Below are 22,681 nucleotides of genomic sequence, written 5' to 3'. Positions count from 1 at the left end.
CCCCCTAACTCCTCCTAAAGCGCACAAATACACTCTAACACTCCCTAAAGCCCACAAATACACTCTAAAGCCCCCTAACCCCCCCCTAACTCCTTTAAAGCGCACAAACACACTCTAAGTCCTCTAAAGCCTCCTAAAGCCTCCTAAAGCCTCCTAAAGCCTCCTAAAGCCTCCTAAAGCCTCCTAAAGCCTCCTAAAGCCTCCTAAAGCGCATCGGCGTGGAAGACTTGGTTAAGATAGGGTTCTAACATCTACTCTCCTTTTTGCCATTGTAGTGTATTTGCAAAAGCAAAAAAAGGGTTAAAAGCTTAAGGGTTGGGGCTCAAGGTAGGGGGTTTAAGCGTGTGCGCTTTTAAGTTGTTTTTAAAAGCGTTGTGGTAAGGTGAAACCCCTTATAACCCTCGCCTTAGAGTTCGGTCTAGGGTCGTATCTGAGGAAGGCGTTCGGAGGGTCGTAAGGTTTTGCCCACTATTTTAAGTTTCCACGACTTTTCCACATTGTTATGAACCTTAGCTTATTTTGCGCCGTTAAAACCTCTTCAATCACCACATAATGCCCGTCAATCTGCTTTTTATACTTAATCTTTTTGCCCACCACTTCGCGCACATCTGCGCTCTTAGCCATATTAGGGTAGTTAGCGATGTCCTCTAGCGTGATGGGGATTTGGTTACGCGAAGTCTCTACCTTTAAATCCCCATGCCGATTCATCGCGTGCGCTATATGTTGCGCGTCAATCTGTCTAGCTAGCGTGTAATTGCCTTAAACTTAAATTCTTGGCTTAATTGCTCTAGCTCCTTGCCCTCTACTTTAGCGATCACAGCTTTATTTTTGGGGTTAGGGTTTTGCAAGTCCCACCCTTCAATATGACTTTTAATCTCCTGTGGGCTTAAATCCTGTGTTAACTTTGTCTTGGTGGGCAAATCTTTTTTAAGCGGGGGTTTTGCTCCTGCACTGCTGGGCTTGGGCTCTTGTTTCTGGGCTTTGGTCTGCGCGCCCTGCTTAGGCGTATACTTAGCTGGGAACACCGCATTAGCCTTTTGCCCATGCGCTTTCTCCCACTTGGCAATGAGCTTTTCATACAAGTCTTTAATTTCTAAAAGCTCTTTTTCTTGTTGGGTCTTGAGTTTCTGCATGTGTGCCAAACTTGCACGCATACCCGGGCTAACCGCTTGTGAATCTAACTTTTCTATCTTTTGGATCATCTCCTCCATTTTGGCAACTTGTTCGTACATGAGATAATCGTTTGCTCTTGCTAGCCCGGGTTCTATGTTCACAAGTGTTTCCTTAGAGAGGTTACGGATAAAGTCCTCATCACCGATATAATCTTTAAGTTTGGCGATGAGGCTTTGGTTACTTGCGCCACGCAGTGGAGTGTAATCGTGGACGATGTTGCCGATAAACTCACTTTCAAGGGCTTTTATTTGTTTCTGCGCCTTTTTGGCATTGGGCTTAGAAGTGTCTTTAAGCGGGGTTGTGCTATCCTTTGTCTCACCTTTAGGGCTAGAGTATCCCATGCCCTTGTTAAGCTGCGCTTGGTCGGACAACTGCGCAGAAGGGGTTCTAACCTATGTCTTACTTTTATGACTTTTAGTCTAAATTCTCCTATGGTAAATCACGGCATTTTCTTTTCAGTACTCTTAAGATTTTCACCATCGCCAAAGTATCAAGCTTGCAATACTCCAAAAGGGCTTTTTTGACTCGCTCTTGCTCCTCTTTTGGCATATAGGGCATTTGCTCATAAGAAGTTGCAGCATCTGCACCATCGCGGATCAATTCTAATTTCTCGTAGGCGTTTTGAAATGTTGGCACTAAGGCTGGTAAGACTTTTTTGATAGAAAACCTCCCATGCATTTGTGGGGTGTAGTAGTGTCCACACTGAAAGGGGATCATTAAATCTCTAACATTGTTGCAAATTTTTAACAGCGTAGTACTTAAGGTTTTGTGTGATTGAGCAAATAACTCAGCTAGCTCGGTGAGTCTATCTCTTTCAAAGCTAGCATTGTAAGCCAAGACACACGCATTAGGTGGAATCACACTTACAAGACTCTGTGCCAAAGCCAAACGCCCATCTATACCACAATCTGCTAAAAACTCTTTGTGTGCTAACTTCCCATTGCCAAAGTCAATGTGGATGGAGTATTGAAAAGGGATTCTCATACAGGGGCGCACCCCATCAAATTTAGGGATCACCTGTTGGAAAGTTTCAAAATCCAAATGGTAGATGGGATAATGTAATTTTCTTAAAAAAGACCTAATTCTGCTCCGATTAATGTAAGGCACATTTCTCCAAGCGCACCTAATTTGCATTTGTTGTCGCCAATTAAACACCGCTATATCTTTTTTGCTCAAATTGCTAAAAAAGACCTTCCCTTTTTGATACAAAGGCATGGCCGTTTTAAAAGAGATCTGTGGGATTGCAAAAATATGTTCAGACCCTACGATCTTCCTTTGTTTTTCCCAGCAATATGTTCTAGCACGACACTTGTGTGGATGTTCAAAAAACCATTCAATCCATTTAAGGATATTTAAGTTATTTTTCGTAAATTTTCTCATCGTGTCCATCAGAACGCCAACGAAATTTTTACAGGAGTGAACACTACTCCGCTATCCCTTAGAGTTTGCACTACATCAGGGAATACTTTTCTTAAGATGCCAATAGCACCATTAACATCGGCATTTAAAAACTTACCCGTGCTAGATTTAAAAAGACCTCGTTTAACTCGTTTGCCTAAATATTGCTCGTGATGTTGCATAGACTCATTAGCAAGGTGGTCGCATTTACTGGTATAGTTCTCTTCTGTGGTGTGGAGTGTAATGCCCGCTAAAGCGCACTTATAGGCTAGTTTGTCAATAAATGACTCGTGAGGGACGCTCGTAAAGTTTTGATTCACCCTTTTACCTAAATTGAGCTTTTGCTTCCACCCGTCATTATTGCCAACGACAATCGTGGTAATGCCATTTTTCAAACAATGCGCCACCACATAATGACTAGCCTTGTGCATAAAGTTATTAAGTTTGCAGTCCCTCCACAAGGCTAACCTACCTAGTCTTTTAGTCCAAAACCGCTTATTGGACAATTTAGCTTTAGCTTGGTAATGCGCTTTGAGTTTGTTAAACCACTGATTGAGCGACTTAACACCTCCGCCCTTGATAATAAAAGGTCTAGTTTGATTATATATCTATTTTAGGTTCTGTAGGGCTTGCTATTACCTTAGACATTTCTTCTAGAAGTTGGGGGATTTTTGTCTGCAATTGCGTTATGGCATCTAGCCAATGGCTTTTTAAAAAAAGTTGTGTGAAATCCAACGCTCCACATCGCATGTAGTTTTCATTTAAACAGATCAAGCACACATCGTGAATAGAGTAGCCCAAACCTGCCAGCACATAAAATTGCACTGCCAAATCCCATAAATATGTTTTAAGGGCAGGATGCCCGTTTTGCGCACAGATACTTGTATGCTTTGTTATCCCATGGATCACCATACCCACAATGGTGCCACTCTCATTGCGCATAATCTCTAAAATATCCACATGCGCTAATAAATTTTGATACTTAAAGGTGGCTTCATAAAGCACGCTCTCCCCCTGCTGTATTAGCTTTTGCGTGTGAAGCACTTGTGCATTTTTGTCTTGTTCTGATACCACTTCTTTTCCACTTACAAACAAGTTCCGTGCTGCCATACGCACTTCCATGTTTTGGCGCAAAATTCTCTTCTCTTCCACATTTGGCGCACTAAGCACTTCAGATTTGTGTTCTTCTAACCACAATATTTTAGGACATTGTAAGCCATTTAAAAACTGGATTTTAGAGAGAATCACAGCATTCCTTTTTTTAAGATATTGTGAAAATTTAACATAACAGGCTCTTTCGTAACTAAGGCTGGTGGAATTTTAAGATTAATAGGCTTATACAACTCTGGATAGGCATTGTCAAAATAGCTTGGTCGCACATAATGATGGTTAGATAGACTTTCTAAATTTCTCAAATACTATTTTTTAACAAAAAGGTTTTTTTAAAATCCCGTATTTTGGTAATCTCTAGTGTTCTAATAAGATTTTTAAACAATACCGCTATCTGTGATACCCTCCGCTCCCTTTCTTCTCCTGCTCTTAAATAGCCTGCTCAAACACTTTAGGCAACTCCTCTTTTAGGCGAGTAAAGTCGTTTAAAGTATTGCCTGCTTTAAACTCTAATTCCTGAGCTACTTTGGAGTTTATTTTGGCTAATTGTGCTATAAATGTTCCAAAAGGATTAGATAGAAATTGCACAAATTTGGAGATTATAAGGTGTTATGATAACTTCCATCCCTCTTTTTCTCTTGCTCTCGAATAGCTCATTCCAACGCTCCAGACATTCCTCTTTTAGGCGAACAATGCCGTTTTTAAAGTGTTACTTGATTTGATTTCTAAACAAGCGAGTTTTAAACCTTTCTTCAAATATGTGGCTTGCTTCGTGCTTGGAATGAGATAAAGCAATTTATAGGATATTGAGAGCCAAGAGCAAGGCGTTGAGTTACTGCAATTTGGTAGTATAGTTTCTACAAAATCTTACTACCTCTATAAGGATGTATTGATGCTTTATCCTTACAATCCCAACGCTAAACAGCTTAAAGAATTTAGACAGAAAATTCACACACACCCGTTTGTGTTGTTTTGTGATTATGATTGCGATGGACTAATGGGGGCTAGCAGTGTAGTAACTCTTTTGAAAAAATCAGGTATAGAAAGCAGAGTTTATGTTTATAGTCCTAATCGTAATACGCATGGGTATGGTTTGAGCTTAGTAGCTTTAGATGAGATTGTCAATAACGAGTCTTGTTTGATGGCATGTGAATTTAGTTCTCCCCAAAATTCCCTAGAGTATCCTAAGATAAGCTACAAAAATATTCTACAAAAACATGGCAACTTGAAACCCTTGTTAGTGAGTATCGGCTTAGCTGTGGCAAAAGAGAGCATCTTGCAAAAATATTTTAAATTTTTTGGGAACATCATTATCGCAGACAATCACACACCTACAAAGACACGGGCTTACCAGTATAATCCTGAAAAGGCGGATATCCATAGTTATAGCGGTTCTTTAGTGTCTTACCACTTTTTTAAGGAAATGCTAGAATTGGAGGATTGTGAAGATGCTTTAGAGTTAGCAAGTGTAGGGTTATTGAGTAGTTATATTCCCCTAGATGATTGTAACCGCCCTTATTACGAGAGACTGCTTAATCCTAAACACATGGCTATCAAACAACTGATCGGCACAGGCAAAAACACATGGGAAAATCTAAGTTATCAGTATGGGTTTCACTTTATTAATGTGATTAATAGTTCTGGGCGTTTGAGTGGTCTAAAGCTGGATCAAAATGAATATAACCACAGTCATTACTATGCTCTCTACTATTGTCTTAATCCCAAGTGTGAGGCTAGCCTTAGCATTCTTAATGACTACAACAGAAAGCGACTTGATTTAAACAGAAAATTACTTGCCGATCTCCGTGCTACAGAGTATGCAGACGGGTTAGTTGTAGCCGGTAATGCCACTTTACCTTTGGGCTTTCTAGGACTCTTGGCTTACCGCTTGCTTGATCGCCATAGAGCTAATGTGGCTCTTGTGTATCAAGTGACAAACGATGATTGTTTTACTATCTCTTGCCGCGCGCGTTTTTTTGACTTGCAAACTTTTTTGAGCGATCAGCAGGCTAATGGACTAGACATAGAGTTTAGAGGACATACTAGGGCATCTGACTTGCAAAGTAACCGAAAGACTTTTGAATCCCTGCTAAATGCCTTACAATGCGCTTTAACAAGAGATCCATTAAAAACAGAGGTTTTACCAAGCAAAAAAAATGTTACAATTCCCAATTTCTCCAAAACAGCTACTTTTAAAAAAGAGATCAAGACTGTTGTCAATGTAGATCCCAATGATCGTTCTGCTAAAGGGCTTAGAGTCTATTTGGATCAGTATGTGAGCGGGCAAGAAAAGGCTAAGAAAATGCTTTGCATGGTCATTGCCAACCACTATAAGCACTTTATGGGTGATGAGAATGCTATGCCCAAGACAAATACACTGTTGATAGGTCCTTCTGGTTCAGGCAAGACCTTTATGACAACGACACTTTTAAAACATTTGGGTATCCCTTATTGCATTATGGATGCTTCGCATTTTACACCAGAAGGCTACCGTGGTACAGACATTCTTAACATGTTTGCTGATCTTTATCAAAATGCTGGGCAAGAAATTGAGAAAGCCCAAAAGGGCGTGGTATTCTTAGATGAAGTAGATAAGTTGGGAATAAAAATAAACGATGATGATTCATTTAAAATGAGCGTGCAGACACAATTGCTTAAAATCATAGAGGGTCATAATATTACCTTTACCTACAATCAGCAAGAAGATGGAAAGACTAAAGAGCTAAAGATGTCTATAGATACTTCAAAAATTTTGTTTATCTTGGCAGGACATTTTGCAAATCTCTATCATAATAAGGATAATCAAGACAGTCAAGAAGAACAAGACACTATAGGGTTTATCAAGAAACCGCCCATTATTAAACCACAAGAGCCCAGTGCTCTTCAAGAAGTCAAGAGCGCTGATTTAATGCGCTGTGGATTGATTAGAGAACTTATAGGGCGTATTCCTGTGCGCATCGTGTTAGAGAATGTGGATACAAAGATGTTAGAGAGTGCCTTTGATCGGGCAATTACTGAGTATGAAAAAGAGTTTTTGAGATATGGTAGCTGTCTTGTTTTTACTCCCAAAGCTAAAAAGATGATTATCGATCAAACTATGCAAGAGGGAACAGGCATGAGAGCCATTGGGCTTGTGCTAACAGACAGATTGCTCCTAGTTATGTCTGACTTGCAAGAACAAAAGTTTGTGGGGCATCAATGTGTCATCACGAGTGACACACTTGTAACGGGCAGACCTCATTTAGTAGCTGAAGGGACGAAAATAGAAGAGATGGATTGGTATGGGGAGGAGTTGGATAGTGAGCATATTTGAATTTGCATATTTTAAATATGCAGCCAGCAAATTTTGGCTGATTAATGCTCGCAATTAATGAATACAATGGCATAGTTTAGAATTTTATGCGACTACCCTATAGATGGTGTTTTCTAGCGACCTTTGGTATTAAAAGGAAATGTGGTGGTAGATTCCAAATACCCTTTAAATCAAATCCTTTACAGAGTGCTTTATACAATATCCGAGAGACATTTACTACCCTACTTTTGAATCCAAACTGGCGCATCTTGTCTTTTCTTGTATCTATGCCACTATCTATGCCATCTTGCACCACGAGGGCTCTAAAGAAACTTACCGCAACTTTTTAGCCAAAGAATCCCCTCGCGTGCTACTGGCAAAGGATTTTAAAAAGATGAGCACTTTAGGCAAAGAGTTAGCGCAATTACATCTAAACTATGAGAGTTTAGAGATCAACCAAGAATTACGCATTCTCTATGAGAGCGATTTAGCAAACGCCCCCGATGCACATCGCGTGGCTAAATGCAACTTGAAAAAGGCACGAACCGCCTCATTTACAATGAGCACCTTAGCATTGACAATATCCCCAGCAAGGCTTGGGAATACTCGTTATGTGGTGAATCGGCGATCAAACTCTACATGAGAGCCCAAAGAGTCAAAGAATCTAAAAAAGCCAAGGATGCCAATGGAGATTTTATCTGAACGCGCGTAAAACTCCGTCCTTTAGGGCGGAGATGTAAGTGCACACTAAGGAAAGAAAAGCTACCTTTGCAATAGGTAAGTGAGATTAGTAAAAACCCGATATGGCAGAGTTGGATACGCTCATTCTAGCCATTAAAAACTAGCATAATGACGGGTTACTCGCTGGTCTCCGCCCATGCTAATGGGTCTGTAAGTCTTTTGGGAACTGAAACTAGCCTTGCGGACTATAAACAGCAAAGCCTTTCGAGCTTAAGAAACGCTAGTTTCTGTTAGTTAGGAAGCTCCTCCCTTTAGGGAGGGGCGGTTCACTGTAAGTGATCCCAATGACTTTAAAGGGGGTAAATACATTTTTGAAACTTTGCTTAGGGTGATCACGCTGTCTTTTAAAAGTGTGGATTTGATTGAACAGATCGGCACATGCGATTATAGGCAAGGAAAAAATAGATGAATGGGTGGGTTTGGTAGCAATGCCTCGTTTTTTAAATAGCCCTTTTAAAGCGGATTTTTAGATGTTTTGTGCTAGAGTCCCTGCATGATTCGTAGGGCGGACTCTCGCCAACTAGCCACTCGCTAAGGGTGGTTAGCATAATCCAATAACTCTCTGCTGGAGCTTTCTAGTAGGTCGTCTAAAAATCTTTCTATCTCGTTTGGATATACCCCTATAGAAATGCCTAGAATTTTTGTCGTCAATCGTGGGTAGATTTTGCCATTTTCGCCCGTTCTTGTTTTGGTGATATTCTCCCAGTGGTAACAGCGGTTGCGTAGGGTGTGGAATAAGCTTAAAGCAATGGTGGCTTTGTTGTAGTTGCTTAGGTGGCTTTTCTTGCCCTTGATAAAGATTTTTTCTAACTTGTAGCTTGGGTCGTAGCGTTTGAATTGGATTTTATCGGCATTAAGAATGCGTGCAAACAGACCCTCCCGTTTGATGATGTGAATCACCATGCCTAAAGTCATTTTAGAGAGATAGCTATCGTGGCTAAGAGTGGTTGCATGGCACGCCTTAAGCGTTTCTGTGCGCATTTGGATCACACGGGGGTCTGTGGAGCTATTGATCCAATCCGTATCTTTGATGCTGAGTAAATAGTTTAAAGAATTACGCAGAGCAATTTCCACAAGGGCGATTTTATGCGTGTATTTGCCTATAGCTTTAGATTTTCTAGGTGTGCTTGTAAATCTCCATTGTAGGAGTCTAAACGCCCCTCGGATAGTAGTGCTTTTAAGTCCATCACACTTTTTATCTCCATTTTTAATAAAAGGGGAGACAAAATCTAACCCCCAATCGTTGCGCATTTTAGCATAAGTGCCACTATAAGGATATGGTTTTTGGCACTGCGTTTTAAAATTTTTGGTCGTTTAGACATCTTTGTGTGTAGACAAATATTTTCACGATATGCCATTAAAACCGTAAAACTAAAATAAGGGTATACTGGACATATGATTAGAAATGAGAAAACAACAAAGACCTTAAAGCCCCATATAACACTCCCGCCACCCTTTAGACTAAAAGAATTTGAGAATAAATTTTGGCGTTTTAAAGAGAAAAAATTACTGTTTTTTCTTGCAAGAACGCAGAGAAAAGAGAAAAGCTGAAAAGAATACAACATGCGCTTAAAAACACACAAACAAGAAGCCCTTAAGCGCCACATCGCTTATAGCTTTGCTGTGGCAAAAATGGGGCGAAAAGAAAACGCAGATGAATACATTAGTGCTAGGATTTTTGCAATCTAGTCTATTTTGTGTAATGTTTTTTAGTTGGTTGCCTGTGTTTTAGCCACACCAAACCCCCTTTTCTCTTTCTTAATCCGCTCCAACTCATACGCGCTTAAATTAGAATAACCCACAGCCTCTTGCCCCCCAAACTCTTTTAGCCCGATCAAAGTCCCAAAATACTTCTTCATAAAGGGGTTCACCTCTTCACAAAAACGAGAGAGATACTCTAAATCTGGCTCAAGATACATGGTGCAGTAAAACAACCAATTTTCAAGGGCATCTACAAATTTAGTTGTGTCTTTCTCAATCTCTTTGAGCTTTTTTTGCAAGTCTTGGTGTTCTTGCTTGATTTGCATGAGGTTTAGATACTCATTGCGAGAGATAAACATCCCTTGCTTAGGCACTTCTGTCTGTGGGTCTAAGACTTTATAAATCAAGCTCTGAAAGCGCATCAGGTTTTCTTTACTTAAAGCCTCTGAATACCTTGCTAATTGCTTGCCATTCTTCAAATCCAAAGTGAAAAACCACACTTCATAAGCAATAGGTGTGATTTGGGTGTATTCTAAAAGAGCAAAACCCGTAGAGCGGGCAATCTTGCCTATAAGGCGGACGATTTGGCTATGGGTGGTGTGCTCATAGACATTGAAGACCATTTTCAAAAGCGTGTTGTCTCTTAGAGGAGAAAACCCTCTGGCTCTTTTTTGTCTGCAGGCTTTGCGCACATTTGCTTTTTGATAAAGCTTTTCAAAACGCTTTAAACTTTTTTCATTAAACAAGCCTAGCGGGTATCTTTTGGGAGGCGGAGGTGTGAAAAGATCGAAACGATGATTCACATCCACTTTTAACTCTTCGGGGTAGTTTTTATTGCGCCCTCTACACACAATGACAGACAAGGCAGGTTTTTGTTGTAGGTTATTGTTATGGTTTGGAGATTCTGACAAAATCAACCTTTTTAAGAAATTTAAAAAATGTTTATACATAAAAATCTAATAAAAATCAAGTCTCGCGCTTAGTCTGTGAAAATATATAGTTGTTTATACTCTTTAAGCTTTATGTAAACTAGAGTGTTTTAACATGCTCATGAATTTAAAAAAAACTGAAAGGATAACGATGCAAGAAGTGGGTTACTACGACTTAAAAGAGTTTCTTATCCTAAAAGGTGTGCTTTCTGAATCAGAAAAGAGTATCAGTAAAAGTATTTTTAAAAACTATGGCTTTTTGCCTAAAAGTTATGTCAAGCCCTTTGAAGAAAAACGCCAAGCCCATGAAAAAACCAAATCAAAAAAACAAGGCAGAAAAACAGGTAAGGACGCTTGGAGTTTCCCCACAGAGGACGAACAAAGAGAAAGAGAGGCGTGGATCGCTAGGATTGACTTTAGCCAAATCGCACAAGATTGCGGAGAGTTTTACTTTTTCCCTAAAATCTGTAAAGAACGCCAAAGCATAGAACCCAAACAGCTCTTTGAAAACTCTGTCCAAATTGGAGAATTTATACGCAGATGTTTCTTATTTTCTGAGCAAATTTGTGATTATGTCGTTCAGCAGTATTTAAAAGGGGGCTATGGGGGGTTATTTGGCGATTTCAAAATCCCCTTTGAAGCTTTTAAGCGGGATTTGTTGGGGACTTTCAAAGATCATAACTTTAAGTTGCCAAAGGCTTTTTGCCAATTAGAACCTTATTGTGTGGACGAAGATTTGGTGTTTGCCATCACGCCCAGCCATGCAAAAAATCCTGCATTGCCAAAACAATCCCTCGATCACTTCTACAAATTCATCACGCAAGAAGAAAAGAACAATAGAGCCGATTTGGGTCATTTGGTTGATGTTTTATGCAAAAACCCACTGGATTGTATACCATCGCACAAAGAAAAAAGACTCATGCGCTTGTGGCTAGAAAGAGATTGTGGATTTTTAGAATTTGCACACATGCCAAGACTAGAGAGGGCTTTAAAAGATGCCCACATCTCCTTTGCAAGCGTGCTAACTTCTCAAAAGAAACACGGCTATTATTTCCCCATTGTGTTTAAGCTATGGGCTTGCGCGCGCTTAAAGGATCTCTTTAAGAAAAGAGAATTTGCAAGCACTCTAGAAGTTCTATATGAAAAACTCCACAAAGGACAAGACGCGTTATTAGCCAAGCTTGAAGAAAACTCCAAGCCTGATGTATTTTGGTCTTGTGTGCATAACTTGTTGAGCAATTTAGAGCTTCCTTTGCGTGTCTTAGCGCAAAAAGAGGCATGGCAAGTGGAAAAAGTTCCCAACTTCTTCCCCCTTGCTATCTCTTTAAACCAAAAGCCCACCCCCATATACGAGATACGCGCTTTGCTTATGTTGGACAACCCTGGGATTAATAAAGACAGCCTCTCCACACAAAGCGAGCAAGTATCCTCAATACTAGAAACGACTCAAGGAGAGTGGGATGAGTTGGATGAATGGATGGAGTACAGATGCAGCGAGGCTTACCTACAGGATCAAGAAAGATTTTCTAGGGCGTCAGAAGAGGATATAAACCCCTCAGAACCCCTCTACACACCCAAAACACTTTATCGATACTTAGAGGGCGTGAGCGGTCAAGAAGAGGCTAAGAAGGCACTTTGTGTCACGATGAGCGATCATTATGCTAGTTTTATGGGGCAACCTCGCATGCCCAAAACCAATATGCTTTTAATTGGACCCTCGGGCAGCGGCAAGACTTTCATGACCACCATGCTGTTAAAAAAGCTAGACATCCCCTATTTCATTGCGGATGCTTCTAACTTAACCCCTACGGGGTGGAAAGGTGAGGAATTGATAAGCATCTTTGTTGGGCTGTATGTGAGTGCAGGCAAAGACATAGAAAAAGCCCAAAAAGGGGTGATCTTCTTAGATGAAGTGGATAAATTGGGCATGGAAGTAACTAACGAGCAATTTAAATCTTTGGTGCAAACCGAATTGCTAAAGCCCATAGAAGAGCACGCAGTTACTTTCACTTACGATAAACAAGACATCACGCTTAAAACTGATGAAATTTTGTTCATCTTTGCGGGGCATTTTAAGGACCTTTACACGAGCTTAAACACAACAACACAGCCTAAAAACTCCATTGGCTTTACAAACACTAAGCCTACACCGCCCAGTACAACTTTGCAAGAAGTGAGTAATCAGGATTTACAGCGTTGTGGGTTGTTTAGAGAGTTTATCGGGCGTATTGGTAATGTTGTGGTGTTAGAGCCTGTCGATCATAAAATGCTCTCTGATGCCATTCCACAAGAGTTAAAACCCTCCCAAGACCACTTTAGAGAGCATGGCAGTGTCTTAGAAATTGATGAGGGGGCTAAAGAATTGTTGATCGAGAAAGCCATGCAAGAGGGCACGGGCATGCGTGCCATTAAAACTCTTTTAAACAGAGTGATTCACCTGCTGAGATTTGACATGGAAAAGTGGCGGGGTTACAAGTGTGTTATCACGGCAGAAACCATAACAAACAAAAAAGAGCCCAAGAAAATTCCATTAAATGCGCCTAAGAAAAAGGGTTAATATTTGTGGGGTTCAAAATTAACACTTTTTCCATAAAATGAGAAAAGGAGGTTATTCTATGCACTACACCCTCAAAAACAAAGATCGCGATGTCTTAGAGTTTGAAGTTTCAAACGAGGGCAAAGACCTACACTTTAAAGTGCTCAATGAAACCCTACTGCCCTATTATATCCGCATCAATGGCGCAAATGAAAAGCACCTTTTAAGGTGGCTATACAGGCGTAAAGTCCCTGATAACCGCTGTTTTGCTTTTTCAATCTTAAACGCTCTAGAGGGAGGCTTAGAGGCTGATGAAAAAAATCCTTTAGCCTATCTCAACACAACCTTAGCCCTATCTTTAAAAGATAGCTTTTGGGTGGTGCCTACTAACAAAGCACACCTTTATGCATGGGCTAATGTCAATCTTTTTGAAAATGAGTTTAATCCCATTTTGCAAAGAGTCGCTTTTGGTGGGGGTAGGGGGCAAACACAAGGGCAAATCCTAAGCCCTGAACCCACTACCGATGGTATGCTTAGAAAGTGGTGGCAACGAACACCAAAAGGCATTGAGCTGGTTAAGGGGGCGGGCGATGATGATATATATCGCTTTGTTACAGCTAGAGAGCCTTTGTGTGAATATTACATGCCACAAGTGGCTCAAGTTATGGGTTTAGATTGTGTGGTTTATGGTTTAGAAAAAGGGATTGGGGAGTGGGGGAGGCGTGAAAGGCTTAGCACTTGCCCGCTTTTTACAAGCCAAGAAGTGGGCTTTTTAGCCATTTGGGAGTGTTTACCTTATGAAGTGTTGACAAAGAGAGGATTGGATTTTGATTATGGAAAGATGAGGGAAGCCATAGAGGCGGTGATGGGTAAGCAAGCCTTTAGTGATTTAATGCTTTTTGATGCCATTATTGGCAACATAGACCGCCATTTGGGTAATTTCGGCATGCTGGTTAATAACGATACAAATGAACTCATAGAATCCGCTCCTATTTTTGACAATGGGCGGGCGCTTTTTAACTTTCTCAGGCGATGGGGGATTGATAGGTATTACCATTTACATTACTTCCAACCCTATTATTTCAAAAGTTACTTTGGCTACCGCTTTGATAGACTTGTTGAAATGCACGCCACGCCTAAGAGTTTGGATTTATGCGACAAACTCCAAGATTTTACCTTTACCCCACACCCTAAATACCGCCCAAGCCGTGGTTTAACCAAGGCGTGTAGTGAAGTGGTGCGCCAAAGGGCAAAGGATGCTAAAAGGGTGGTCTGTGAGGCATTAGAAAAATAGGGTTAGGAAAAACTATAGCTTTTATATCCGCGCCAAATTTTTATTTTTTCTAGGTTAGAATCGCTTCTCTGATTTGAAAACCTAATAATGATGGGAGAGTATTCTAAAAGGGCTTTCTTGGTTTTTTCTTGCTCCTCTTTAGACTAAGAAAAGTAATCGCAAGAGCCATTCTCTAAACTCACTCCAAAATACCAAAAAGCTAGTAAGGCAATGACTCAAGAAAGCCAAGTGTGCTGTTGTTTGTATTCTAAGAATTCAGTAATTTGGTAGAATGAGGTATTGAGAATAGACTTATTCAAGCTACTCTTTTGTTTCATAGTTGCTTATGAGCAGTTATGTTATGTGGAAATGTTGTGTTTTGTGTATTTTTATCCTCATATTCTTGTTTCGCCCTTACCGAAAAATTTTCAAAGATAATCTTTAACTCATCCTTTGAAATTTTATTTTCCGCAACATCCAATACAACTTTTTCTAATTTTTCCTCTAAATCATCTGCAAATTCTTTTTCATTAATCAAAAACAGATGCATACAAAGACGAATAGCCGTTCTTTTATTGCCGTCTGGAAAAGGATGAGATTTAACACATGAAAAGAAAAGGTGTGCTATTTTGCTCTCGAATGTTGGGTAATAATCATCGTTTTTAATGTGCTCTAGTGCACTTTCTAAATAACCTATGCTAACGGGATTTATTCCTTTCAATCCTCCGGTTAATTCCAATATCTCATCGTGCATATCAATGGCTTCATCAATATTGATGTAAATCAAGTTATTTGTCTGCCAATCTTTTATAGACCGCCAAAATATTTGGGTTTTCAAGTCTTTTGCGGTATGCTGCGCGAGCTTCTTGCACAATTTTCGCGCGCTTTTCTTCACTTATTTCTATTTGGTTTTCATGTAATGGCTGTTTCATTTCGACTTGTGTATGTTTTGAATTTGGCATATATTCATCTCCAAAATATTTCGGCAATTATATCACGATGTAGAAGTTTTTTGAGGTTACAACAGCCACACACGCAAAAATAGCGCAAAAAGAGCAAGTGGAACAAGAGACTACACAGATTAAACAAGTTGTCCCAATTAACCACAAGAACAAAGCCCACAAACACCACAGAGCAAGGCTTAGGGGTGAAAACCCAAGAACCCAAAAAACCAAGGGGTAGAAAGTCTAAGAAAGACAGCAAAGATACCTCCAAAACAAACCAAGTGGCAAACCAAACCTCAGAGACTAAGGGTAAAAGATTAGGCGATGGTATAGGTAAGTGTTAAGCCTAGAAATCCTACAAAGCTTATTAACAAATATACACAAATCCAAACATGAGAGAGATAACCAAATAGCAATGCAACTTATGTTAGAATTGCAACCTTTCAACCAAAAAATGCCAAAATATCGCAAAAATTATAAGTTTGCTCCGTGTTGCAAGTCAAGGAGTTTTAATGCATCTTGCCCATTTTTTGATTAGTCCTATACAACAAGTAGGTATCCCATGCGTCTAGACCAAATCCTTGATACATCTAAACTGAAGTGTTTTTCCAATCGGGCGATCCAAGCTCTTGAAAGCCACCTCATTGCCACAACCGACAAAAAAGGTAACATCGCCTACCAAGTGTCATGTTTAGTACGCAATAAAAAAGTGTCGCTAAAACCAGAAGAGGTGATCCGCCAACTCTTTATCGATAAACTCACCACAGAATATGGTTATCCTTTAGAGCGTATCGATGTGGAGCGTGGAGTTAATTTAGGGTCTGATGCCAGCAAACGCATCGATATTGCAGTCCTAGATGAATCCAAGCAACGAGAATACATTGTAATAGAACTCAAAAGCCCACAACACCAAAATGGAGTTAAACAAGCTCAAAGCTATGCCCACTTCACAGGCGCGCCCTTGTGTGTGTGGTGCAATGGCAACACTTTGATGGTTTGGAAACGCAAAGAGCCCAATACATGTACAGAAATTTTAGATTTGCCTAGTGTCGATCAAGACATTAAAGATGTTTTTAGTGAGCGTTTTACCTATATGGACTTGCAAAAACAAGATATTTTGCAAAGCAATCGGGTGAGTTTGAAAGACAAAATTTTATTGATTGAAGATGATGTCCTTGCCAATAGTGGAGAAAACGCCTTTGAGGAAGTCTTTAAACTCATTTTTGCCAAGCTTTATGATGAATTGCAAGCCTACCGCTACGACAAGAAAAAAATCAAAGAATACCAAGACCTAGAAAAACAAGGAGCAAGCCAAGCACAACTTTTAAAGACTTATCAAAGTATGCGCTCCTTAGAGTTTGCCCTAAGAGATGAGGACAATAAGAGTCTAAACCAACGCTTACAAGAACTTTTCACAAAAGCTAAAGAAGAATGGCAGGGGATTTTTGCTAAAGATAGCAAGATTGCTCTAACCCCCGATCACTTGGAAATCTGTGTGGGGAGCTTGCAAAAATGCAAGTTTTTCAACTCAAACCTAGAAGTGATAGACGATGCCTTTGAATACCTTGCCAACAAGGAGTCTAAAGGCGACAAGGGGCAGTTTTTCACCCCCCGCTATGTGATCGATATGTGCGTGAGAATGCTAAACCCCAAACCCAATGAGAGCATGATCGACCCAGCCAGTGGGAGCTGTGGCTTTCCCATCCACACTTGCTTTTATGTGTGGCAACAAATTTATAAAGCACAAAACTTGCCCGAAAGCGAAATGTTTACAGCAGAAGAAAAAATCCCCGAAGCGACTGACTATGTTAGAGACCATGTTTTTGCCATCGACTTTGACCCCCGCACCACACGCATCTCTAAAATGCTCAATCTCATTGCCGGGGACGGGCATAGCAATGTCTTTAAGCTCAACTCCCTAGATTTTACCAAATGGCATGCCCAAAAGGACATTGATAGAGCCACCAAAGCCTTTAACAAGAACTTTGAAAACCTAGAGAAAAAGCTCCCCCTAGACGAGCAAGACAAGGACGACCATAAGCGCAGTTACAAATACTTTGAATTTGATCTTGTGATGGCAAATCCCCCTTTTAGTGGTGAGATTAAGCAGAATGAAATACTAAAACACTACACACTAAGACAGACAATCACCCTCAAAGACATCACAGCAACACATGAGGATCAAGAAAAGCGAGAGGATCTTGTAGAAACTAAGGCAGGGTATAAAAAACGCAGGGTCAATCAAAATGTGTCCCCTACCACAAAAGATGTAAAACAAGAAAAAATCATTCAAGAAGCCATTGAACAAGGGCATATTTTTGAAAAAACCCCTACATACCTAGAAATGTTAGAGCACCCAAACTATCTCATCAAAACCCCCAATGGTTACCAACAAATCACCATCACTGAACAAAAGATCGTTGAACGACAAATTCTTTTCATTGAGCGCAATTTGAACTTGCTTAAACCCGGAGGGCGGATGGCGATTGTCCTGCCCCAAGGAATTTTTAATAATCTCACGGCTCAAAATATTCGTGAATTTATCGCCGATCATGGGCGCATTTTAGCAGTAGTAGGCTTACATCCTAATGTCTTTAAGCCCCACACAGGCACAAAAACCAGCGTGTTATTCGTGCAAAAATGGGATAATGTCTTATGCCCCTACCAAGAAGACTACAATATCTTTTTTGCCACCATGCAAGAGCCTAGCAAGGACAACTCCGGAGATAAAATCTATGTCAAACAAGAGTTTGTAAAAATCCAGAGAACCACAGAAGGGCAGACCACCACAGAGGAGTTAAGCCCAGAGAACTTTTATACTACCTACACCAACATAGAGGTGGCTAACTTCATAGAATTTGAGGGGCGCAAGATCAGTAGCAAAGAGTATAAAAAACTCAAGCCCGAGCAACAACACCAAGCCACCATCCAAAGTGCCACCCAAGAAAGTCGCCCCCTTTTAGACAAACACGGGCATTTGATTGTCAAACACGACCTATTTAACCACGAGGGGCTAACCCAAGATGGCATCGCTGAAGCCTTCATTGATTTTGCCAAAAGCGAAGGTTTGAGTTTTTGGAGATGACACAAAGCACCCAAGAGAAGCTTTTTTCAATTCCGCGTTTAAGAGGCTATACCAGCCTAGCAGAACACGAAGCTAATTTTGCGCTCATAGGGCTTATAAGCCACAAAATCGGCATTTTAGCAGTGGTGATCCGCAATCAAATCGACTCTGTGCTTTTAGAGCAAGTGGGGGATTGGTGGCAAGACCTGCCCCCAAGTATTAAAATTAGTGGTGAGCGAACAAGTTTTATACAATCAGAGATTTATCCTGGCATTGAAATTACCCTTAAAACAACGGGCGATATAAGCCATGTAACCCCAACAACTCTTACTTCTAAACAAAGCATGGGCTTTTGGCTAAAAGTGGTGGAGTATTTTAAAATCTATGACAAAATTTTCAATCCAAGTTTTTTAAATGCCCTAGATTTTAAAAGATATTACCATGCAAATAAGAATCGTTTCAATGACACGAAAGACTTGAGACATCACCAAAAAGCCAAAATTCTTTTGCAACTTTTGCGCAATCTAAGAAACCGCGCGTTTCACTTTGAAAATCTTTACAAATACACTCCAAAAGGCGACCCTAGATTGAGCACTAAAATCACAAACTACAAGGGCGATCAAGAACTTTATGTGGCTTTGCACCCGGATAAAATTCCAATATTCTTAGATGATTTGTTGAGGAGCTTTGCGCCTGAACTTGTGGGTTATGCCAGTGGTGGAAAAGGATCCACCTAGAAATGACCGACATCTTAACACTTTGATGTTAAAATGTCAAGTCCCCAATGCCAGTTTTAAGGATGCTTGGATGCCAAACCCCCTAACCCAAAAATACCCCCATTTGGAGATCAGCGTTTTAAAGTTAAGCGAAGTTTTACACGACAACCCCACCAAGCGCATGGATGCGGAGTATTTTAAGAGGGAGTATGTGAATGTAAAAGAAAGACTAAATGCCATTCCAAGTGAATACCTACGCAATCTTGTTTCATTCAATGCCCGCTATCCACAGCCAACATATGATGTAAATAGTACGCTAAAAATCATAAATAGCCAACATGTTAGAAACGAGAGTATTAACTATGAGAATGCAAGAACAGGGTATGGCGCAATAGTGCCAAAGGAAGCCGTGCTTATCAATTCAACAGGTGTTGGCACTCTAGGCAGAGTTTTTATTAATCTTTTAGATTTTGACTTTAGCATTGATAACCACATTAATGTTTTGGTCGTAAGGGATAAGAGCAAACTATTGCCAAGTTTTTTAATGGTATTTTTACAAACAAGTTTTGGGCAGTTTCAAATCAATCGCTATTATAGTGGCACTTCAGGGCAGATTGAGATTTACCCGAGAGATTTTAATAACTTTCTTATCCCCCTTCTCCCCCTCCCCTTTCAAGAACACATTGCCCACTTGGTGCAAAGTGCCCACCACGCCCTAGAGCAGAGCAAAAGCCTTTACAAAGAGGCACAAGAGCTATTGGAGCAAGAATTAGGCACACTACCCCCAGCTCCACCAAAAGAACACCAAATCAAAAGCTTGAAAGAGAGCTTTTTAACCACCGGACGGCTGGATGCGGAGTTTTACCAACACAGATACGCCCAAATAGAGGACTTGATTAAAAATTACAAAGGCGGGGTTTGCACCCTTGAGGCTAGCGAAATTTGCGATACCCCCTTTGAACCCCAACCCAACACAAGATACCGCTATATCGAACTCGCCCACATCGGCAATTATGGCAATATCACAACTTTCACAGAAGCACTAGGCGCACACCTCCCCACAAGGGCAAGACGATTAGCCCAAAGTAGCGATGTCTTGCTCTCTAGTATAGAGGGGAGCTTGAGTGCTTGCGCCCTTGTCCCACCACATTTAAGCCCTTGCGTGGTTTCTACAGGCTTTTTTGTCTTGCGCTCAAAGCGTTTTAACCCCGAAACCCTTTTGAGCCTTTTTAAATCCCCGCTATTTCAAACCTACTTAGCCAAATTTGCCAGCGGGACAATCCTATGCGCTATCTCTAAGAGTGCCTTACAAAGCGTATTGCTCCCTAAAATCCCAGCACCCCTCCAAGAGCGCATCGCCCAATGTGTCCAAGAGAGCCTAGATCACCGCCAAACAGCCAAAACCCTACTCATGCAAGCCAAAAACAACACAGAAGAGGCTTTAAGCAGAGAGAGAGAGAGAGAGAGAGAGAGAGAGATCGCAAAATTGAGCCAAAGGGCGGTCTTTAGCACCCTAAAAGCCCATCTCAAGCGTGCGCGCCACCTATGGCGTTATGCGCAGTGGCTGCTCTTAGAAACCCTACTTTTAAACCAAAAGAACTACAGCATTAAAACCTTACAACAAAGCTTGAGGGCTAGCGGGCGTTTGGATGCGGAGTATTACCAAGAAAAGTATGAAAAGCTCGAAACACATTTAAAGGGCTATGCCAATGGTGTTATCCGCCTAAAGGATTTAGTGCGTGAATATTCTAGTGGCTTTGCCTTTAAGAGTGAGGACTATCTAGAACAAAGACAGCCCGATTCTTTAATGCTGATTCGCATCAACAACATCAAAAGGGACACTCTAGAATCCCATAATGTGGTCTATTTGCCAAGCTATACCAAAAACTTGAGCCCTAAAGACAAACTTAGCAAGGGAGATCTGCTCATCTCAATGTCTGGAAGCGTGGGCTTAGCCTGTGTTGTGCTTGTTGAGATCGAGGCTATGCTTAATCAAAGGATTTTAAAAATCAAGGTAAAAGATTTTATCCCTGAAGTTTTAGCACTTTATCTTAATTCAGCAATGGGGAGATTACAATTTGAGCATATAGGTACGGGAGGCGTGCAAACCAATATTTCGTATGCAGATATACAAAATATGCTAATCCCCAAAATCCCCCTAAGCACCCAAGAGCAAATCGCTACGCATTTGCAAAGAAGTTTTAAGCTCCGCCAAGAAGCTAAAACCCAATTAGATCAAGCCAAACTCCAAACTGAGCGCGCCCTGACAGGGGGGGGGGGGGGTGAGCCCTCTGATCTAAGCCACATCAAAGCCCTTTTAAAACAAGCTAAAGAAGCCTATCAACGCGCCCAAAAAGTTTTGGCTAAGACTCTCTTTACTCCCAAAAACTACAGCATTAAAACCTTACAACAAAGCTTGAGGGATAGCAAACGGCTGGACGCGGAGTATTATCAAGAAAAATACGCAGCCAACCAAGCCCGCCTACAAGCCCGCCCCCATGCGCGCTTGCACGAACTGGTAGAAATTAAAAAATCCATTGAGCCGGGCAGTGGGGCTTACAAAAGCGCGGGCGTGCCCTTCGTGCGGGTGGGCAATCTTAGCCCTTTTGGGATGAGCCCAGCGGAGGTATTCTTAAGCCCTAGCCTAGAGCTAGAATCTTTGTATCCCCAAAAAGACGAGGTCTTATTTAGCAAGGATGGCACAATTGGCATCGCCTATTGCGTGCCACACACTTTAGAAGTAGTCTTAAGTGGCGCGATTTTACGCCTTGCTATCAAGGACAAGAGCCAAATCAACCCCCACTATCTCGCCCTAGTCTTAAACCACCAAAGCACACAACTACAAACCCAAAGAGAGAGCATAGGTTCAATCATTGCCCATTTGAGCGTGGCAAAGATCGCGCATTTGCTCATCCCGCTTTTGCCTTTCAGCACCCAAGAGCGCATCGCTCAAAAGCTACAAACAAGCTTTGATTTACGCCGGCAAGCTGAACAACAATTAGAACAAGCCAAATTGGAGATAGAACAGGCATTGGTTAGTAAATGAGTTTGTTATCTTTGCCCATTTTCCCGCTCATCTCAATACGCTTACAAAAAACCTCCTAAAAGCCCCTACAATCGCTTCCAACCCCCAAACCCATGTTTGGTCCCAACCCCTAACCTTGCGCTCCATGACCCCTTAAAATCGCTCTAAACGCTATATTTGATTTAGTGCTTTGTTTCACTTTGCCTGATAAAGACAAAAACAGGCACTTTTACCCAAAAACTCCAAGCACTCTAAAACAAACAATCCCATCTACTTCTCAAAGCTCCAAAAACTCTCAATGCAAGACCCAAAAAAGCCATTTTTTGAGCGATTTCTAGGCGTAGATCGTTTTTGTCATCTTTCCGCATTCACTTGAATGCCCTTTTTATCCCCCTAGAAGGCTCTACAATCGCAACAATACCACTAACCCATACCCTAACACTCCTTCACCTCTCCAAAGCGTTGTACGGGCTTTTAAACGCTATATCTGCTCTACCCCCCTTTTCACAAACCGCGTTTCTCTCAAAAACTCTTGAATCATCCATCCTGCTATCTACTCTTTCTCCTCACTTCAAAAGCCCTCTCTTGGGGGTTTGGGGGCTTGCCCCCAATAGCAATATGAATGCCAAGCGCAAGCTTGGCTTACCTAGCGATTCACCACGATCTAGCAAAATTTCTCGTTTTTTTTAAGCAAAGCTCGCGCATGCGCGCGCGAGTCCCGCGCATTATGCGCGCCCGCGCCATGCGCGCGCATGCATGCATGCGCAGGTTTTTAACCT

General features: G+C 41.1%; 14 protein-coding genes and 3 pseudogenes. 8 read left to right on the top strand and 9 right to left on the bottom strand.

Annotated features, from left to right (window positions below; translation table 11 throughout):
- Positions 1 to 468: 468 nt before the first annotated feature.
- From EAO33_RS09580 to EAO33_RS07505, 5 genes and pseudogenes are all read right to left on the bottom strand, one after another.
- On the bottom strand, positions 469 to 708 hold the full coding sequence (locus EAO33_RS09580; RefSeq protein ID WP_235853132.1) for a PBECR3 domain-containing polyvalent protein: 240 nt from the start codon (positions 706 to 708) through the stop codon (positions 469 to 471).
- A 35-nt stretch (positions 709 to 743) separates the two neighbouring features.
- Positions 744 to 1,514, bottom strand: coding sequence for a histidine kinase (locus tag EAO33_RS09575; protein ID WP_235853131.1), 771 nt, complete (start codon positions 1,512 to 1,514; stop codon positions 744 to 746).
- 88 nt (positions 1,515 to 1,602) lie between these two features.
- Positions 1,603 to 2,280: a DUF2779 domain-containing protein gene (locus tag EAO33_RS07515; RefSeq protein WP_162982252.1), complete on the bottom strand. Its 678-nt coding sequence runs from the start codon at positions 2,278 to 2,280 to the stop codon at positions 1,603 to 1,605.
- 281 nt (positions 2,281 to 2,561) lie between these two features.
- Positions 2,562 to 3,179, bottom strand: a pseudogene (locus tag EAO33_RS07510) (IS200/IS605 family accessory protein TnpB-related protein); the annotation flags it as partial.
- The gene (locus EAO33_RS07505) at positions 3,172 to 3,819 is read right to left on the bottom strand and encodes a hypothetical protein (protein WP_120946142.1); all 648 of its coding nucleotides are present in this window, start codon (positions 3,817 to 3,819) and stop codon (positions 3,172 to 3,174) included. The gene EAO33_RS07505 and the pseudogene EAO33_RS07510, both read right to left, overlap by 8 nt.
- 754 nt (positions 3,820 to 4,573) lie before the next feature.
- On the opposite strand from EAO33_RS07505, the gene EAO33_RS07495 reads away from it, so the two are divergent.
- Together EAO33_RS07495 and EAO33_RS09940 are read left to right on the top strand one after the other, a co-directional pair.
- A complete protein-coding gene (locus tag EAO33_RS07495; protein WP_120946140.1) occupies positions 4,574 to 6,994 on the top strand; it encodes an AAA family ATPase in 2,421 nt (806 codons plus the stop codon).
- 286 nt (positions 6,995 to 7,280) lie between these two features.
- Positions 7,281 to 7,675 (top strand): annotated as a pseudogene (locus EAO33_RS09940) (type ISP restriction/modification enzyme).
- A gap of 570 nt (positions 7,676 to 8,245) precedes the next feature.
- Here EAO33_RS09940 and EAO33_RS07485 read toward each other — a convergent pair.
- Positions 8,246 to 8,965: a hypothetical protein gene (locus tag EAO33_RS07485; protein ID WP_120946138.1), complete on the bottom strand. Its 720-nt coding sequence runs from the start codon at positions 8,963 to 8,965 to the stop codon at positions 8,246 to 8,248.
- 312 nt (positions 8,966 to 9,277) lie between these two features.
- Between EAO33_RS07485 and EAO33_RS09770 the strand changes: the two genes are divergently transcribed.
- Positions 9,278 to 9,403, top strand: a complete 126-nt coding sequence (locus tag EAO33_RS09770) for a hypothetical protein (protein WP_268877477.1) — start codon at positions 9,278 to 9,280, stop codon at positions 9,401 to 9,403.
- Positions 9,404 to 9,423: 20 nt separating this feature from the next.
- Here EAO33_RS09770 and EAO33_RS07480 read toward each other — a convergent pair whose 3' ends face one another.
- A complete protein-coding gene (locus tag EAO33_RS07480) occupies positions 9,424 to 10,326 on the bottom strand; it encodes a hypothetical protein (RefSeq protein ID WP_120946145.1) in 903 nt (300 codons plus the stop codon).
- 169 nt (positions 10,327 to 10,495) lie between these two features.
- Between EAO33_RS07480 and EAO33_RS07475 the strand changes: the two genes are divergently transcribed.
- Together EAO33_RS07475 and EAO33_RS07470 are read left to right on the top strand one after the other, a co-directional pair.
- A complete protein-coding gene (locus tag EAO33_RS07475; protein ID WP_120946137.1) occupies positions 10,496 to 12,901 on the top strand; it encodes an AAA family ATPase in 2,406 nt (801 codons plus the stop codon).
- A gap of 58 nt (positions 12,902 to 12,959) precedes the next feature.
- Positions 12,960 to 14,174 (top strand): hypothetical protein, encoded by a 1,215-nt coding sequence (locus EAO33_RS07470; protein WP_235853129.1) that lies wholly within the window; start codon positions 12,960 to 12,962, stop codon positions 14,172 to 14,174.
- 230 nt (positions 14,175 to 14,404) lie between these two features.
- Here EAO33_RS07470 and EAO33_RS09250 read toward each other — a convergent pair.
- Together EAO33_RS09250 and EAO33_RS07460 are read right to left on the bottom strand one after the other, a co-directional pair.
- Positions 14,405 to 14,491: pseudogene (locus EAO33_RS09250) on the bottom strand (RNA-guided endonuclease InsQ/TnpB family protein); the annotation flags it as partial.
- Positions 14,488 to 14,991 carry a type II toxin-antitoxin system death-on-curing family toxin gene (locus EAO33_RS07460; protein ID WP_328590022.1) on the bottom strand — a complete coding sequence of 168 codons (504 nt, stop codon included), beginning with the start codon at positions 14,989 to 14,991 and terminating at the stop codon, positions 14,488 to 14,490. The pseudogene EAO33_RS09250 and the gene EAO33_RS07460, both read right to left, overlap by 4 nt.
- A gap of 668 nt (positions 14,992 to 15,659) precedes the next feature.
- Here EAO33_RS07460 and EAO33_RS07450 point away from each other — a divergent pair.
- The 3 genes from EAO33_RS07450 (at position 15,660) to EAO33_RS07440 (ending at position 21,923) form a co-directional block, all read left to right on the top strand.
- Positions 15,660 to 18,182 (top strand): N-6 DNA methylase, encoded by a 2,523-nt coding sequence (locus EAO33_RS07450; protein ID WP_120946134.1) that lies wholly within the window; start codon positions 15,660 to 15,662, stop codon positions 18,180 to 18,182.
- On the top strand, positions 18,179 to 18,898 hold the full coding sequence (locus EAO33_RS07445) for a hypothetical protein (RefSeq protein ID WP_235853128.1): 720 nt from the start codon (positions 18,179 to 18,181) through the stop codon (positions 18,896 to 18,898). Before EAO33_RS07450 ends, EAO33_RS07445 begins: the two co-directional genes overlap by 4 nt.
- A gap of 70 nt (positions 18,899 to 18,968) precedes the next feature.
- Positions 18,969 to 21,923 (top strand): restriction endonuclease subunit S, encoded by a 2,955-nt coding sequence (locus EAO33_RS07440; protein ID WP_162982250.1) that lies wholly within the window; start codon positions 18,969 to 18,971, stop codon positions 21,921 to 21,923.
- Positions 21,924 to 22,681: the final 758 nt, after the last annotated feature.

Origin of the sequence: Helicobacter labacensis (assembly GCF_003660285.1) — a bacterium.
Lineage (GTDB): Bacteria > Campylobacterota > Campylobacteria > Campylobacterales > Helicobacteraceae > Helicobacter > Helicobacter labacensis.
The sequence above is the reverse complement of the archived record's forward strand: the minus strand, read 5'-3'. Positions and strand labels throughout refer to the sequence as shown.